Source organism: Succiniclasticum sp. (assembly GCF_056977735.1).
The window spans coordinates 21,169-36,246 of sequence record NZ_DBMCWA010000017.1 but is presented as its reverse complement, the minus strand read 5'-3'; the positions used below and the strand labels follow the sequence as shown (position 1 = coordinate 36,246).

Sequence of the window (15,078 nt, the reverse complement as noted above, 5' to 3'; positions counted from 1 at the left end):
TTATTTTTAATAATCAGGAGGACTCAATGAAAAAACTTTTTATTCTGACTCTGGTTTTGCTAATGGCCTTCACGGGAACCGTCTCTGCTTCCAAGAGCAAATTCAAGGATCCCCGTTATGATTTCAAAAGCATTACGAACATTTATCTGGCGGAATCCGTTTATAACCCCGAAAATAAGCAGTGGAAAGACCTCCGGCATGATGACAATCCCGTAAACCGCACGTTGAACCCCCTGCGAACTGCCATGGCGAAAAAGAATAAATATCTTGTGGTTCCACCGGAAGAGCCGGCACGTTGCAGGGTAGATCTGACTCTTACGGTACATCTGGTTGGAACCTACACGTACTGGAAAGAGCCATGGACAGAAGAAACCTATCAAAATGAAAAAATAGTAAAAAGAGACAAGGACGGAAAAGAAACAACATACACCTTCCCTGTCAAAAAAGTCATCCATCATCCGGGAAAGTGGATCACTAATGCCTATGCGGAAGTGGAATTTACCCTGAAAGACCGCGCTACCGGCCGGACAGTTTATAACTGCCGTGATGACCGCGCGCGGGATGATGGCGGCTACGACGGCATGCTGAACCGTATCTGTAATGACTTTGTTAATGATTTGAAATAAACTTTTACTGCCATACGATTTTACGAATCGTATGGCAGTTTTACTTTTGTTCCTTCATTTTTCACAATTCGTTCGTCGTAATAAAACCTGCATTGTAGTATAATAGGTTCAGTGAGATCTTAATTAAATAAAACTCTCACATATTTTTTATATATTTATTCACGTATAGGAGGTCCTTATTATGTCAAGATTTACGTTACCCCGCGATCTGTACCATGGAAAAGGTGCGCTGGAAACACTGAAAACCTTAAAAGGCAAACGGGCCATCGTCTGTGTCGGCGGCGGCAGTATGAAGCGGGGCGGCTTTTTGGACAGAGCGCTGGCGTATTTGAATGAAGCCGGCATGGAAACGAAGGTCATTGAAGGAATTGAAAGCGATCCTTCCGTGGAAACCGTTATGAACGGCGCAGCCGTCATGCAGGAATTCCAGCCCGACTGGATCGTGGCCATGGGCGGCGGCAGTCCGATTGACGCAGCCAAAGCCATGTGGATCAAATACGAATACCCGGAAACTACGTTCGCCGATATGTGCAAGGTGTTTGGCCTGCCGAAGCTGCGTACCAAAGCGCACTTCTGCGCCATCTCTTCCACCAGCGGCACCGCCACGGAAGTAACGGCGTTCTCTATCATTACCGATTACCAGAAAGGCATCAAATACCCCATCGCCGATTTTGAAATTACACCGGATATCGCCATCGTGGATCCGGAACTGGTACATACCATGCCACAAAAGCTGACGGCCCACACCGGCATGGATGCCATGACCCACGCCATCGAAGCCTATGTGTCCACAGCGCACAGCGCTTATGCGGATGCCCTGGCCATCCATGCCATTGAACTGATCCAGGCAAATCTGGTGAAATCCTATAATGGCAACATGGAATCCCGGGACATCATGCACGACGCACAATGCCTGGCCGGCATGGCGTTCTCCAATGCGCTGCTGGGCATCGTCCATTCCATGGCCCACAAGACCGGCGCGGCTTTCGCGGATTACGGCGCTCACATCATCCACGGTGCAGCCAATGCCATGTACCTGCCGAAGGTAATCAAGTTTAACTCAAAAGACCCCGCAGCTTTAAAACGCTACGGCGTCATTGCCGATTACATGCATTTGGGCGGCAAGAGCGACGAAGAAAAGGTCGATCTGCTGATCGCGTACCTGCGCAAGATGAACGACGACCTGAATATTCCCCACAGCATCAACCATTACGGTCCGAAAGGCCTGCCGGAAGAGAAAGGCTTTGTTCCGGAAGAAGTGTTCCTGAAGCGGGTAGAACAGATTGCGGCGGACGCCATCCTGGATGCCTGCACCGGTTCCAATCCCCGCCAGCCCAGCCAGGAAGAAATGGTGAAACTGCTGAAGTGCTGCTACTACGACACAGAAGTGGATTTCTGATTTTTCGTCCGGCAAGATTATGGGATCACTGGAAAATTCGCACAATCACATTTAATCAGCGTCCCCTTATAAAACCACAGTTCATATCTTCATAAAAAAACTCTGGCGCCTGTCAAAGCGTCAGAGTTTTTTTGTTCCGCAATTCAGCAATTACGTTATATGAATGAAGAAAACGCCGATTAATTTAAAGCAGCATCCGGTACAATCCGAAGTATGCCAGTATGCTCAGCACCAACACACCCAGAGCAGAGATGGAAAACATGCGGATGAACAGCCGGTGCTGCAGCTGCGGCGATGCATTCGCCGCAGAGGAATAGGCTGCTAAAGCCAAAGCTCCGCCGGTAGAAAGAGGACTGATGCCCGCTGTATTGGAAATCATGGTGATGGCCGTCGCCATTTCCAGTTCCAGCATCGGGCCGGTTTCGCCTAACCTGGTTAAAATTTCAGGAATCGTGGGAATCAGGGTCGGCATCACCACGCCGGAAGTAGAACTGAACCAGCTCATGATACCGGACGTAATGCCCATGATCGTTACGGCTGTGGCCGGCGTCATCACGCTGGCCAGCGCTTCCGACAACAGTTTGATACCGCCCAGCTTGATGATGATATGCATCAGCACGCCTACGCCCGTAATCAGCAGCAGCGTGCCCCAGGGAATCCGCTTGATAGCCTCCCCTTCATCCGCTACGTGGAGGAAAGACAACACCATGGCCACCGCAAAACCGGTCAGCCCCACGTTCACTTTATAAAACAGCACCAGTACCACCATCACCCCAATACCGATCAGGGTGATAATCTGATTCTTATTAAAGGGAGGAATATCTTTCTGGCTGATGACCTTATCTGAGTGGAGCTTGTATCCGCCCAGCAGGAAATACACAATCGTTGCATACACGGTGGAAGACAGGACACCATTCATCAGGAACGGTTTTTCTATACCGGTCAGACCAAAGCCTGCGCACAGATTAATGCCGATAATACCCGTGGCCGCCAGCGGGGAGACGCCGCCGCCTGATGCGCCCAATACGGATAATGCGGACAGCATGGCCGGGTTAATATTCATTTCCGCTGCCAGCGCCATGGAAAACACCATCATGATCGCCATGGTAGGAACCGTGCCCGGACCCAGTGCCGAAAGCACAACAGAAAACACGTAAATGACGATGGGAATCATAAAAGTATGCTTCCCTGCCAGCGCCACCACCTTTTTCGCCAGCAGCTCCAGCGAGCCGTTCAGCTGCGCCAGGCTGAACAAATAGGTTACGCCCAGCAGGATCATGAACAGGGAGTAATTGAATCCGCTGATAATCTCCTTATCGGAGATGCCGCTTAACCGTCCCAGAATAAGCGCGAACCCGATAGCTAACAGTCCGGTGTTCATATGACGGAAAAATCCTAAAAAGATAGCCACCAGCAACAAACCAAGGGATAACAGAGCCAAAATGAATCCATCTCCTGTCCGGGAAATTGGTACAGAGTGATTAGATAAAGAAGGATGGAATGGCTACTATCCTGATTATGGAACCGACTGTACAAAAATTTCCTAAATTAAGTTTCCGATATTACTATACTCCTAAAAACCTATAATGTAAAATATAATTTTATCATAAAGTTATAAATATTAATTATAATCTTCGGGCAAGGAATGCAAAACCAACATACTTTTACAGTACTAACCGGCTAATCAGCCTGCATGAAATGGTTCTGTATTATTCTATATGATCCATATGCTCCATAACGTTTTCCTTGTAAAAGTCTATCAGCTTCTGCATGGGTGCGGACAATTCGCGTCCCTTCAGTTTCACAAATGTTTTTGAAATGGAAAGGCGCGGTTCGTTTACCGGTACGGACAGTAAGCCATCAGGCAGGCTTTCCTTGGGTTCCAGCGGTATGAGGGCCACCGCCAGACCTGCCTGGGCAAAGTTTAAGGCCGAAGTTTTTGTACCTGCCTCAATAAAAATATTCGGTGTAAAGCCATCCTCACGGCACACATCTTCAATCATCTTACGGTGGCTGCGACTGACAACAAGTGGGATATCTCTGACACTTTGCAGGGATTCTACTGATCCGTCAAGAGCAAACCAGGGATTGTTAAGTGTTCCCAACAAGTAAAACTGTTCCGGCCGGGAGAAGAGAATCTCAAATTTATAATTATCCGGAATGACCGCATTGGCAATGCCTATTTCAGAGACGCCTTTCAGCAGATCATCCAACAGTTGTATATGAAAGCTTTCGTGGATTTCGTAACGGATATTAGGATGAAGAGCTGTAAAAGGAACAGCAACCTTGGATATAAAGGCAGGCGTCCGGGAAGGAGCCATGCTTATCGTCAGAGTCCCTTTCATGCCATCAGTGTAATCCTGTATTTCCCGGTAGGTTTCATCTTCCAACTGGCACAATTGTTTGGCCCGCTTATAAAAAATCCAGCCTGCATCCGTCAGTTTCAGTTCATGTTTCCCCCTGCCACTGATCAGCAGTTTTGCGCCAAATTCTTTTTCCAGAAACTGCATCTGCCTCGTAATGGCCGGCTGGGCAATATTCGCAATTTCAGCAGCCCGGGATAAACTATCGGCTTCTACAACCAACAAAAAATTCCGGTAATAATTCAGATTCATGATACATTACTCCCTTACCGGCAGAATTTCCGTTGCCGCATCCCTTCAAACAAAATGATGCCTGCCGCCATGGCCACATTCATGGATTCCGCCTGTCCCGCCATGGGAATGAACAGGCGCGTTTCCGCCGCAGCCTGCAGCTCTTCGGATACACCGTTAGCTTCGTTGCCAAAGATAAAGGCCATCTTTTTGCTAAGGTCCGCTTTATATATAGTGTGGGCATTCTTCAGGGCAGTCGCCGCCGGTTCGTAGCCGTGGCGGTAACACCAGGCAAGCGCTTCTTTCGAAAAAACATTCTGAATAACGGGCAGATGGAACAAAGAACCCATGGAAGCCCGCACCACTTTAGGGCTGTATGCATCCACACAGCCTTCCAGCAAAATAATGCCCAGCGCCCCTACCGCGTCTGCCGTACGGATGATGGTGCCCAGGTTGCCCGGATCCTGGACACGGTCCAGAATGATGACCGGAGCATTGTTATCTGATGCAGTGCCCGGGCGCAGCTGCCGCAGATTGTTAGCAGGCATACGGATTACCGCCAATACACCCTGGGGCGTCTTGGTATCGCTGAGTTTTGCCATTACTTTTTCATCAACACAATACAGGTGAACGCCTTTTTCTTCTGCCTCGTTTACAATATCACGCAGCGTTTCTTCTTCAGTTTTTGTAAAAAACAAATCTGTCACGTCCGCGTATTGTACCGCTTCCTTTACGGCGCGGAGCCCTTCTGCAAAAAAAGTTCCCCTTTCCATACGGAATTTTTTCTGTTTTAAATTCGCCACGTCTTTGACACGCTGATTGTTTACGCTGGTAATGATTTCCATAAATATTCTCCTGTAAACTGCCTGGCATAAGCTATTACTGCCTGAATGAAGCCTTTGCGCAACAGCTGAAAACTCTTCATCGACAGACCTGTTAACCTATTATACCATAACAGTACTGATCCATAAAAAAAGAACCTGAAATTGAATTCAGGTTCTTTACGTTTTCCTGCTTTTATGCCAGCGCGCTCTTTGCGGTTTCAACCAGCTTTGCAAATGCAGCTGCGTCGTTGATCGCCATATCGGCCAGCACCTTGCGGTCCAGCGCGATACCGGCTTTGGTCAGGCCGCAGATAAAGCGGCTGTAAGACAGGCCGTTAGCACGGGTCGCAGCGTTGATACGGGCAATCCACAGACGACGGAACTCGCGTTTTTTGGCGCGGCGGTCGCGGCGGGCATACATCAGCGCTTTCATTACGGTTTCATTCGCTTTTCTGAATAACAGATGCTTTGCTCCGCGATAGCCTTTTGCCAGTTTCAGAATATGTTTATGACGACGATGGGCTGTTACGCCAGTTTTAATTCTTGCCATGATCTTTCTCCTCCTGTATCCTCAACTCTTATGCGTACGGCAGCATTTTTGCTACGCGTTCATGATCAGTCTTGTGAACGAGACCTGCTTTACGCAGATTTCTCTTACGGGTAGGAGATTTATGTTCCAGAATGTGGCTGCGGAATGCTTTACCACGTTTGAATTCACCGGTACCGGTAACTTTGAAGCGTTTTGCCGCGCTTCTGCGGGTTTTCATCTTAGGCATAATTTACATCCTCCTTCATTTACTCTTAGGCGCAACGACCATGGTCATGTTGCGTCCTTCCAATTTCGGTTTCTTTTCTACAACGGCTGTGTCGCCAAGCTCCTCAGCCATTCTGATCAGCAGCGCCTCGCCCAGTTCCGGATGACTCATCTCACGGCCACGGAACATGATCGTGACCTTGACCTTGTTGCCTTCCTCCAGGAAACGCGCTGCATTTTTAAACTTAACGCCAAAGTCATGGTCTTCAATACCGGGACGCAGCTTCACTTCTTTAACTTCAAAGACTTTTTGTTTCTTACGGGCTTCCTTTTCCCGTTTCTGCTGCTCATAACGATATTTGCCATAATCCAATATCTTGCACACGGGGGGACGTGCCTGCGGGGAAATCTCCACCAGGTCCAGATGACGCTCCTGGGCAATGGCGTTCGCCTCGCGGCTGGACATAATGCCCAGCTGCTGCCCGTTCTCGTCAATTACGCGTACCTCGCGCCAGCGGATATCATCGTTAATGCGTAAGTCTGCCTTGCTAATAGCGGTTCACCTCCAAAAGTAATGTAAGCCCGGCGCAGAACCATGCGCCAGCTTCAGCTGAAAGAACCGTCTGGTCTTTCACCGTAACAAAAATGAAAACGCGGGAGGAACAAAATCCACCCGCGTAAATCGCTGTATTCAACCCTGTCGAGCGTAGCCGCAAGGTGAGAAGCGGATGGCTTCTTCTTTGTTACTGAAATATAATAGCACAGAGACTGTGTGATGTCAAGACTATGAAGCAAGAAAAAGTCAGGAGATATCGTTACGGATGCATCCCGGTAACAAGATAGAACACCAGACCGGCCACACCGGAAGAAAACAACAATGTAATGGTTCCGGTTTTTTTCTTCTGGGCAAACCAGGCAAGAATAAAAATCAGTACCGCAACCATGTCTGTTTTCATTACATCTACCGGCAGCTTTTCCTTATTCCAAAAGGCCAGCAGGATAAAATTGACACCGGCACTGCCGATCAACGCCACCACAGCGGGACGAAGCCCGTTCAGGATACCGCGGATGGCTGCCACATTTCCATATTTATAATATAGATAACCCAAAAATAAAACGATAAAAACCGATGGAAAGACAAATCCCAGGGTAGCCGCAATGGAACCCGGAATTCCCGCAACCTTGCTTCCTACAAAGGTTGCGGCGTTGATTCCGATAGGGCCCGGCGTCATCTGGGAAAGGGTAAAGATATCAACAAATTCTGTCATGGACAGCCAGCCGTGTTTGTCAATAACCTCTGCCTGAATCAGCGGCATGGATGCATACCCGCCGCCTACACAGACAAGTCCCACTGCAGCAAAGCTTAAAAAGAGCTGTAACAAAAGATCCATCTGCCTTCGCCTCCCTTAGTCATACTGCGGATCACGCATCAGAATCAGTCCAATGACAGCATCCACCGCTATAATCTGCATAATGTTAATTTTAAACACAACTGCGGCGATAAAAGTACCTGCCATAACAATCAGAGGAAGGGCCAGCTTTTTCTTTATTTGCTTTACCACCAAATCCAGTACCACTTTAATCAGTATAGCAGTCACACCGCACTGCATCCCTTTTAAAAACATGCGTACATGTGGGTTGGCCGCAACGGCATCATAAAAAAAAGAAATTATTGTGAGGGTGATCAGCGGCGGCAGTATCGTAGCCAGCAAAGCAGTAACACTTCCCAGGAAGCCGCCCATTCTGTACCCCATAATAATGGAAGAATTGGCAGCCATGACACCCGGCGCGCTTTGAGCAATGGAAACCAGGTCCAGCGCTTCGTTCTCTTTAAGCCATCCATACTCATCCACGAACTTTGCTTTCATAAGCGGAATAAGCACAAAACCACCGCCCACCGTAAAGGCGCTGATAAGAAAAGTAGAAATGAATAATTTTCGGTAACTGAACGGTTGCTTAAAACCGGCAGCTTCCTTTTCAGCTGCAGCATTTATCTGATCCATACTCTCCCTCCAAAAGTCTTACCAGGTATAATTAATTATGAAAATACCGCACATCGGCTGGATATGCGGCTTTATCAGTACTTACTGTCTCCCCCGCATGTTTTTATACCAGTACAACGGGAAAAAGATGATCCATGCCATGAACGTGGCAAAAGCCCACCATAATGCCCTGGGATTATTATGGTTGCGCGCATCGTTATGAACATAATATGCCAGATATAAAGATATGATGATAGCGAAAGGGCTGACGCCGGTTACACCCGGTTCAAAAATAGACTCTAACATAAGCCTGTTCTCCTTCCATTATTTCGAATACACCGGGACGTCCGGCAGCATCCCTTTAGCCGAACGGCTGCGGTTACGGAATTTGTTTTTGTCCTGCTGCAGCTTGATGATATCCACTTCAAACAGACGGTTCCAGGGAAATACCACATCAAATTTAGTTCCTGCCGTTATATCATAATTGACCGCCAGCCTGCTGATAATATCCTGTGCCTGCTTTCTGATTTTTGGCATCATTTCATTTAACGTATATTTAAATGATACCTTCTTATCTTTTTCCAGCTCATCCGTAATGATCCGCCTGGCATTGGACTGATAGTACCAGTCATCTAAAATGCGTTCCCGCATCAGCATAAGCTGTTTTTCTTTATCAATCCGGGGTGCCAGCATCCCCTGGGCAATAGCAAACCCAATCGTATTGTCCGCAGTATTCCATCCGTTATACGCCGACAGTTTCTCAGTAAAGCCCCGCAAGGACATTTCGTTCATGAAGCCGTTATCACCGCCGTTGGAAAAGGCCACGTCAGCCAGCGAAATGTTTACGCCCCGGTCCAGCATCTTTCCCAGGTTCACAATATAGCGTTTGTTCGCCGGGGAAGCATAATATTGATTGGACAGGTTAGTGGAATCGTACATCGTTCCGTCCGCCGGCGTATTGATGGCCAGGACGACATCAGCGGTTTCGGGACTGTTCACAACCTTCCCGCCGGCAGCAATGATCTGTTCCGGCACAGATTTGCCCAGCGGCAGATCGGAGTATTGCGGAATCGTCTTGGGTCCGACGCCTTCCACATACATCGGGTACACCTTCGGTGACTGGCCGGACAGCGCATTGGCCGCCCGCGTCAGCAGTAACAGGCCCAGCTGATCCACACCGGGCAGGATTTGGAATGATTCGTCGGAAAGGTATGCATTATTTAAGGAAATTTTGCGTGCTTCCATGTGAGTATGGGATAAGGGCGCATTATCGTCTTTGCCGATGGCGAAGTAATCAAAACGCCCTACACGCGTCAGCCTGGCCAGCTGATGGTTTATTTCCATGTTTTTATTACGGCGGTCCAGCCAGTCTTTGAGATGAGCTTTTGCCAGGTTGCGTTCAAAAGCCCCCACTTCAAAATCTTCCAGCAAGGTTTCCGCATGCAGGTCTGATTTGTCAGAAAGCTGGGAGTAACGGTAAATTGCAGGACCCACGTTGGAATAATATTCGGGTTCCACATTACCGTAGCTTTCCCGGGGTGTACGCATCAGGGTGCTGAACCCATAAAAACGGGTATCCTTGTCCATGTGCAATTTTTCTAACCGTCTGACCCGCGCCTCCAATTCTGCCAAAGACAAGGAATGGGTCCGGGAAGCCACCAGGCCTCCATAAATAAGGGCATCGGTAGAAATTACGGCCGCGTCCACCTTTTCCGCCCGGTTTTCCAGCCATTTCCAGAGCTTTTCCGTATCGGCCGGCTTCGTCCGGTTTGCCAGTAAATTCTCCGGCGGCGTATAAACTTTATACCCCGCCGCTTCCATTACCCTCACCGGATACCCATAGCAGACCGGACGGTTATCCAGCGGAATAAATAGGAAAGCAGCCTTTTCTTTCGCCTGTGCAGCCGGGCCGGAAAGCATACACAATATGAAACTGAATGTTGTAATCAAAACTTGAAGAAGACGTACACCGTTCATAATGACTTTCATTTTTCTCCGTAAAAATGACGCATAATACGCCATAATAATTATGATTATATTATTATACCCCAAGCACGCTAAAAAAAAAAGCAGAAATCTTGACACGGGAATTTAAAGTGCTATAATTTACGCATAAACAAAAAAGTAAAAGTAATGCGAAGGACAATGTTTTGCATACTGCTTTACAGAAAATGCCGCAGTTGCTGAGAGCGGCAGTGCAAGCGTAAAACGGAACCACCTTCAAACTGCCTTGTGAAAAGTTCTTTTCTGATTAGCAAGTGCCGCATAAACTGCGTTATCGGTTATTGAGTGGGCTGCGTATGCAGTCAATGAGGGTGGAACCGCGATTAACCTCGTCCCTGTGTGTTGGGAACGGGGATTTTTTATTTTCCGGGACAGCCGCAGCGATCCGATTAAGGATACGCTGACCCAATGAGTTTAGGCGGTGCCCGCGCATATGGGCCAGCAATGTTCCCCTGAACGGAACCCGAAAGGCAGTATCCCGGTTTTGTTTGAAATCCTGCGTTTTCAGCGAAGCAATCGTTTTTTATTTAGGAGGAAAAGAAAAATGCCAGATGTAAAAGTAACGTTAAAAGACGGGTCCGTCAAAGAATTCGCCGCCGGCTCCAGCTATCTGGAGATTGCCAAAAGCCTGAACCAGAAATTAGGCAAACAGGCTTTGTTAGCCGTTGTGGACGGCGTGAACAAAGACCTCAGCGATACCATCGAAAAAGATGCTACCGTAGAATTTGTTACGCCGGATACCAAGGAAGGCCTCCATGCCATCCGCCATACTGCCTCCCATGTAATGGCCCAGGCCATCCAGCACCTGTTCCCTGGTGTAAAATTCGCCATCGGTCCTGCCATCGACACCGGCTTCTATTATGACATCGACAGCGAGCACGTATTCACGCCTGAAGACCTGGCCGCCATCGAAAAAGAAATGGCAAAAATTGTGAAACAGAACCTTCCGCTGGTACGCAGTGAAGTACCCCGCAAGGAAGCGCTGGCCCGCTTTGCCGCAGAAAACGAAATTTATAAAGTGGAACTGATCAACGACCTGCCGGAAGATGCAGTCATCAGCCTGTATACCCAGGGCGACTTCACCGATTTGTGTGCCGGCCCCCACTGCCCTTCCACCGGACGTGTCAAAGCCTTTAAGCTCATGAGCCTGGCCGGTGCTTACTGGCGCGGCAATGAAAAGAACAAAATGCTGCAGCGTATCTACGGCACCGCCTTCCCCAGCAAGGAAGAACTGGACGAATACCTGCACATGCTGGAAGAAGCAGAAAAGCGCGACCACCGCAAACTGGGCAAAGAGCTGGACATCTTCAGCATGCATGACGAAGGACCCGGCTTCCCCTTCTTCCATCCCAACGGCATGCGGATCCGCAATGCCATTCTGGAATACTGGCACCAGGTACACCGTAAATACCATTACGAACAGGTTATGACCCCCATGATCATGAACCGGGATCTTTGGATCCGCTCCGGCCACTGGGATCACTACCGCGAAAACATGTACTTCACCAAAATCGACGACATGGATTACGCCATCAAACCCATGAACTGCCCCGGCGGCATGCTGGTTTATAATTCCCATCCTCATTCCTACAAAGAACTGCCGCTGCGTTATGCGGAACTGGGTCTGGTACACCGCCATGAACTGTCCGGCGCACTCCACGGGTTATTCCGCGTCCGCTGCTTCACCCAGGATGATGCCCATATCTTCATGACCCCGGAACAGATCCAGCCGGAAATCACCAATGTAATTAAACTGTTTAACGAAGTATACTCCACCTTCGGGCTGAAATACCACGCAGAATTGTCTACCCGTCCGGAGAACTCCATGGGCGACGACGCTTCCTGGGAACTGGCAACCGAAGGCCTGCGCAAGGCATTGGAAGCCAACCATCTGGATTATATCGTCAACGAAGGCGACGGCGCATTTTACGGCCCGAAAATTGACTTCCATCTGCAGGATTCCATCGGCCGGACCTGGCAGTGCGGCACCATCCAGCTGGATATGCAGCTGCCGGAAAAATTCAACTGCGAATACACCGGGGAAGACGGACTGAAGCACCGTCCTGTCATGATCCATCGCGTAGTGTACGGTTCCATCGAGCGTTTTATCGGCATCCTGATCGAACACTATGCCGGTTCCTTCCCCGTATGGATGGCTCCCAACCAGGTGCGCGTCATGCCCATCACCGACAAGCAGCAGGCCTATGCCAAAGAAATCAATGATAAACTCTTTGAACTGGGTTACCGTACCCAGTTAGATGACCGGAATGAAAAGATCGGCAAAAAGATCCGTGAGGCCCAGGTACAGAAAGTTCCCTTCATGCTGATCGTCGGTGAAAAAGAAGAAGAATCCGGCACCGTTGCAGTCCGCCAGCGCCACGGCGGCGATCTGGGCGCCATGACGCTGGACGCTTTCATTGCCCGCATGCAGAAAGACATTGATACCAAGGCCAATGACTGAAGAAACGCTGACCCCCAAACAAAAAAAACTTGCCCTGGCAAAAAAACGCAGGCAAAACTGGCGCAGACAAGTGCAAAACCAGGTCAATAAAAATGAAATCCTCCAACCTCGCCGTTGCGGTTTTATTGTTTTTGACCTGGAAGGCGCCGGTTTTCTGGAGGAAGATATTACCGAAATTGCTGCTATCCGGATTTCTCCTTCCGGTGATGTCCAGGAAGTTTACCAGCAGCTGGTAAGACCTATCACCAAATTGAACCGGCGTGTCATCGCCATAACCGGAATCACGGAAGATATGCTGGCAGATAAGCCAAAACTGGCAGACGTACTGGATGATTTTTTTGCATTTGTAGGCGACAGCATCGTATTGGGACACGATATCGGTTATAATGATATCATGAACATTAACATGGCCTGCCGCCGATTTCAGCGCCAGAAGCTGTTCCTGCCCCAATTTCTGGATACGGAGCGCATCGCCAAGCGGCTTCTGCCCACGCAGACAGGCGGTAAGTTTGGGCTGGACGCACTGATGAAATACTATGATCTTCAGGCCGAAGGAGAGCACAGGGCCCTTGCAGACTGCTATTCTGCCTGGGCCGTCTATCAGTGTCTGTTAAAAGAATACGAAAATAAAAAAGAAGAGTTGTAACAAAACTTTAAACGGTTTTTGTTACAACTCTTTTTTGCATCCTTTACAGTTCATCACATCATGAAAACAGAAAGGACTTACTGATTTCCTTTTCCTGCCTTGATTAAAACGGCTTATATTTTTTCATAATGGCCCGGGCCACATGGTAACCGTCCAGCGCGGCACTCATAATGCCGCCAGCATAGCCGCATCCTTCCCCGCAGGGATAAAGGCCGGCATGTGTTACACTCTGATAATCGGATCCCCTGACAATCCGCAAAGGCGCCGAGGTTCGCGTTTCTACCCCTGTCAGAATACCGGACGGACCGTCAAACCCTTCTATCCTGCGGCCAAAATAGTGAATCCCCTGTTTCAGCGTGTCGGCAACATAAGAGGGAAGTACCGGCTCTAAAGCACATTCCGTCACACCGGGCCGGTAACTGGGTACGGATCCGTTAACAGACAAAAGTGTCTTTTCGGCCCCGGAAATATCCCTGTATTGCGCAGTAAACTCTTTCATACGCAGCTGCGCATCCCGTAATGCAGGCGCCGTCCCCTGCAAAAAGCTTTGCACACTTTGGGCAGGGGCTTTATAGTTCCGTCCGCCTGCCGTGAAAGCAAGTCTTTCATATTTTCTCTGAAACGCAACGCCTGCCAGCGGATCTGTTCCGAAATCATCAGGTGTCACATTGACCACCAGCGCGCTGTTGGCAGTACCGCTGTCCCGTTGATACAGGCTCATGCCGTTGACCACTACACCGCCTTCTTCGGAGGCAGCCGCCACAACCTGCCCGCCCGGGCACATGCAGAACGAATACGCCACGCGTTTCCTGTCTTCCGTATGATAGACCAGGGCATAATCCGCCACGCCAAGGCGCGGGTGCCCTGCAAAATCCCCATATTGTGCCTTGTCAATCAATGCCTGCGGATGTTCCACGCGCACACCTATGGCGAATGCTTTCGCTTCCATGCCAACGCCTTTGGAGGCCAGTGCCTGATAGGTATCCCTGGCGCTGTGCCCACAGGCCAGAATGACCGTTTCCGTTGCCAGAACCGTTCCATCATTCAGCAGCAGTCCTGTCAGTCTGTCATTCCTGACTGAAAAATCAACAGCCTGCGTTTCGCAGCGGATTTCCCCTCCGCATCGTTCGATTTCCGCAACCAGCCCCTGGACCATCGTCCGCAGTTTGTCCGTGCCTACATGAGGCTTGTGTTCTGTTAATATTTCCCGCGGCGCTCCTGCTTTGACAAACGCCTGCAGGATATCAGCCATAACCGGATCATTCACACGGGTGGTCAGTTTGCCATCCGAAAACGTTCCGGCCCCGCCCATGCCGAACTGCACATTAGACACGGGATCAAATTCACCGGTCTGCCAGAACCGTTCAACGTCAGTCACCCGTTCAGCCAGATTCCGGCCACGCTCCAGAACCACAGGCCGGTACCCGTACTTTGCCAGTTCCAGCGCCGCGGTAAGACCCGCAGGACCGGCGCCAATGATAACGGGGCGTTCCTTCATGGGCACTTCTCCCAATTCAGGTACGCCCGGCTGTACAGGGGCAAATTCACTGACACCCGGCCGGCAGATTATCTTCCGGCTTACAGACTGAGGCACATCCACCTCTGCTGTTACATGAAACAACAGCGCTATATTATTCTTTTTGCGGGCGTCCACAGCGCGATGCAATACCTGCACCTTCCGCAGGGCAGTCTTCCTGACTCCCAGCCTGTCTGCCACACACTCTTTCAGCGTCTTTTCCCTGAGCAGGCTCATCCGAACATCGTTTACCCGCAACTGCATCAGTGTCA

The 15,078-nt window shown here is 49.5% G+C and carries 15 protein-coding genes; 4 read left to right on the top strand and 11 right to left on the bottom strand.

The features are described 5' to 3' along the window. The first annotated feature begins 26 nt into the window (after positions 1-26). A complete protein-coding gene (locus ACZOWY_RS10000; protein WP_484396784.1) occupies positions 27-626 on the top strand; it encodes a hypothetical protein in 600 nt (199 codons plus the stop codon). Positions 627-807: 181 nt separating this feature from the next. After that, a complete protein-coding gene (locus ACZOWY_RS09995; protein ID WP_484396780.1) occupies positions 808-2,025 on the top strand; it encodes an iron-containing alcohol dehydrogenase in 1,218 nt (405 codons plus the stop codon). A 184-nt stretch (positions 2,026-2,209) separates the two neighbouring features. On the opposite strand, the gene ACZOWY_RS09990 is transcribed toward ACZOWY_RS09995, so the two are convergent. The 10 genes from ACZOWY_RS09990 to ACZOWY_RS09945 form a co-directional block, all read right to left on the bottom strand. Continuing rightward, positions 2,210-3,466, bottom strand: coding sequence for an SLC13 family permease (locus tag ACZOWY_RS09990; RefSeq protein WP_484396775.1), 1,257 nt, complete (start codon positions 3,464-3,466; stop codon positions 2,210-2,212). Positions 3,467-3,734: 268 nt separating this feature from the next. Beyond that, positions 3,735-4,640 carry a LysR family transcriptional regulator gene (locus tag ACZOWY_RS09985; RefSeq protein WP_484396770.1) on the bottom strand — a complete coding sequence of 302 codons (906 nt, stop codon included), beginning with the start codon at positions 4,638-4,640 and terminating at the stop codon, positions 3,735-3,737. Between the two features lie 14 nt (positions 4,641-4,654). Next, the gene (locus ACZOWY_RS09980) at positions 4,655-5,464 is read right to left on the bottom strand and encodes a TrmH family RNA methyltransferase (protein WP_484396767.1); all 810 of its coding nucleotides are present in this window, start codon (positions 5,462-5,464) and stop codon (positions 4,655-4,657) included. Positions 5,465-5,636: 172 nt separating this feature from the next. Beyond that, entirely contained in the window at positions 5,637-5,993 is a 357-nt protein-coding gene (gene rplT, locus ACZOWY_RS09975) for a 50S ribosomal protein L20 (protein ID WP_484396764.1), read from the bottom strand. Positions 5,994-6,021: 28 nt separating this feature from the next. Continuing rightward, positions 6,022-6,219, bottom strand: coding sequence for a 50S ribosomal protein L35 (gene rpmI, locus ACZOWY_RS09970; RefSeq protein ID WP_484396759.1), 198 nt, complete (start codon positions 6,217-6,219; stop codon positions 6,022-6,024). Between the two features lie 15 nt (positions 6,220-6,234). Then, a complete protein-coding gene (infC, locus tag ACZOWY_RS09965) occupies positions 6,235-6,750 on the bottom strand; it encodes a translation initiation factor IF-3 (RefSeq protein WP_484396834.1) in 516 nt (171 codons plus the stop codon). Between the two features lie 262 nt (positions 6,751-7,012). After that, on the bottom strand, positions 7,013-7,588 hold the full coding sequence (locus tag ACZOWY_RS09960) for a chromate transporter (protein WP_484396755.1): 576 nt from the start codon (positions 7,586-7,588) through the stop codon (positions 7,013-7,015). 15 nt (positions 7,589-7,603) lie between these two features. Further along, the gene (locus ACZOWY_RS09955; protein ID WP_484396749.1) at positions 7,604-8,200 is read right to left on the bottom strand and encodes a chromate transporter; all 597 of its coding nucleotides are present in this window, start codon (positions 8,198-8,200) and stop codon (positions 7,604-7,606) included. Between the two features lie 81 nt (positions 8,201-8,281). After that, positions 8,282-8,485 carry a hypothetical protein gene (locus ACZOWY_RS09950; RefSeq protein ID WP_484396744.1) on the bottom strand — a complete coding sequence of 68 codons (204 nt, stop codon included), beginning with the start codon at positions 8,483-8,485 and terminating at the stop codon, positions 8,282-8,284. 18 nt (positions 8,486-8,503) lie between these two features. Further along, complete coding sequence (locus ACZOWY_RS09945; protein ID WP_484396739.1) at positions 8,504-10,168, bottom strand: DUF4127 family protein; 1,665 nt, start codon at positions 10,166-10,168, stop codon at positions 8,504-8,506. 559 nt (positions 10,169-10,727) lie between these two features. Between ACZOWY_RS09945 and thrS the strand changes: the two genes are divergently transcribed. Continuing rightward, positions 10,728-12,644, top strand: coding sequence for a threonine--tRNA ligase (gene thrS / locus ACZOWY_RS09940; protein WP_484396734.1), 1,917 nt, complete (start codon positions 10,728-10,730; stop codon positions 12,642-12,644). Beyond that, positions 12,637-13,290 (top strand): 3'-5' exonuclease, encoded by a 654-nt coding sequence (locus ACZOWY_RS09935; protein ID WP_484396728.1) that lies wholly within the window; start codon positions 12,637-12,639, stop codon positions 13,288-13,290. Before thrS ends, ACZOWY_RS09935 begins: the two co-directional genes overlap by 8 nt. Before the next feature lie 103 nt (positions 13,291-13,393). Here ACZOWY_RS09935 and ACZOWY_RS09930 read toward each other — a convergent pair whose 3' ends face one another. Beyond that, the gene (locus ACZOWY_RS09930) at positions 13,394-15,070 is read right to left on the bottom strand and encodes an NAD(P)/FAD-dependent oxidoreductase (protein ID WP_484396828.1); all 1,677 of its coding nucleotides are present in this window, start codon (positions 15,068-15,070) and stop codon (positions 13,394-13,396) included. Positions 15,071-15,078 lie beyond the last annotated feature (8 nt).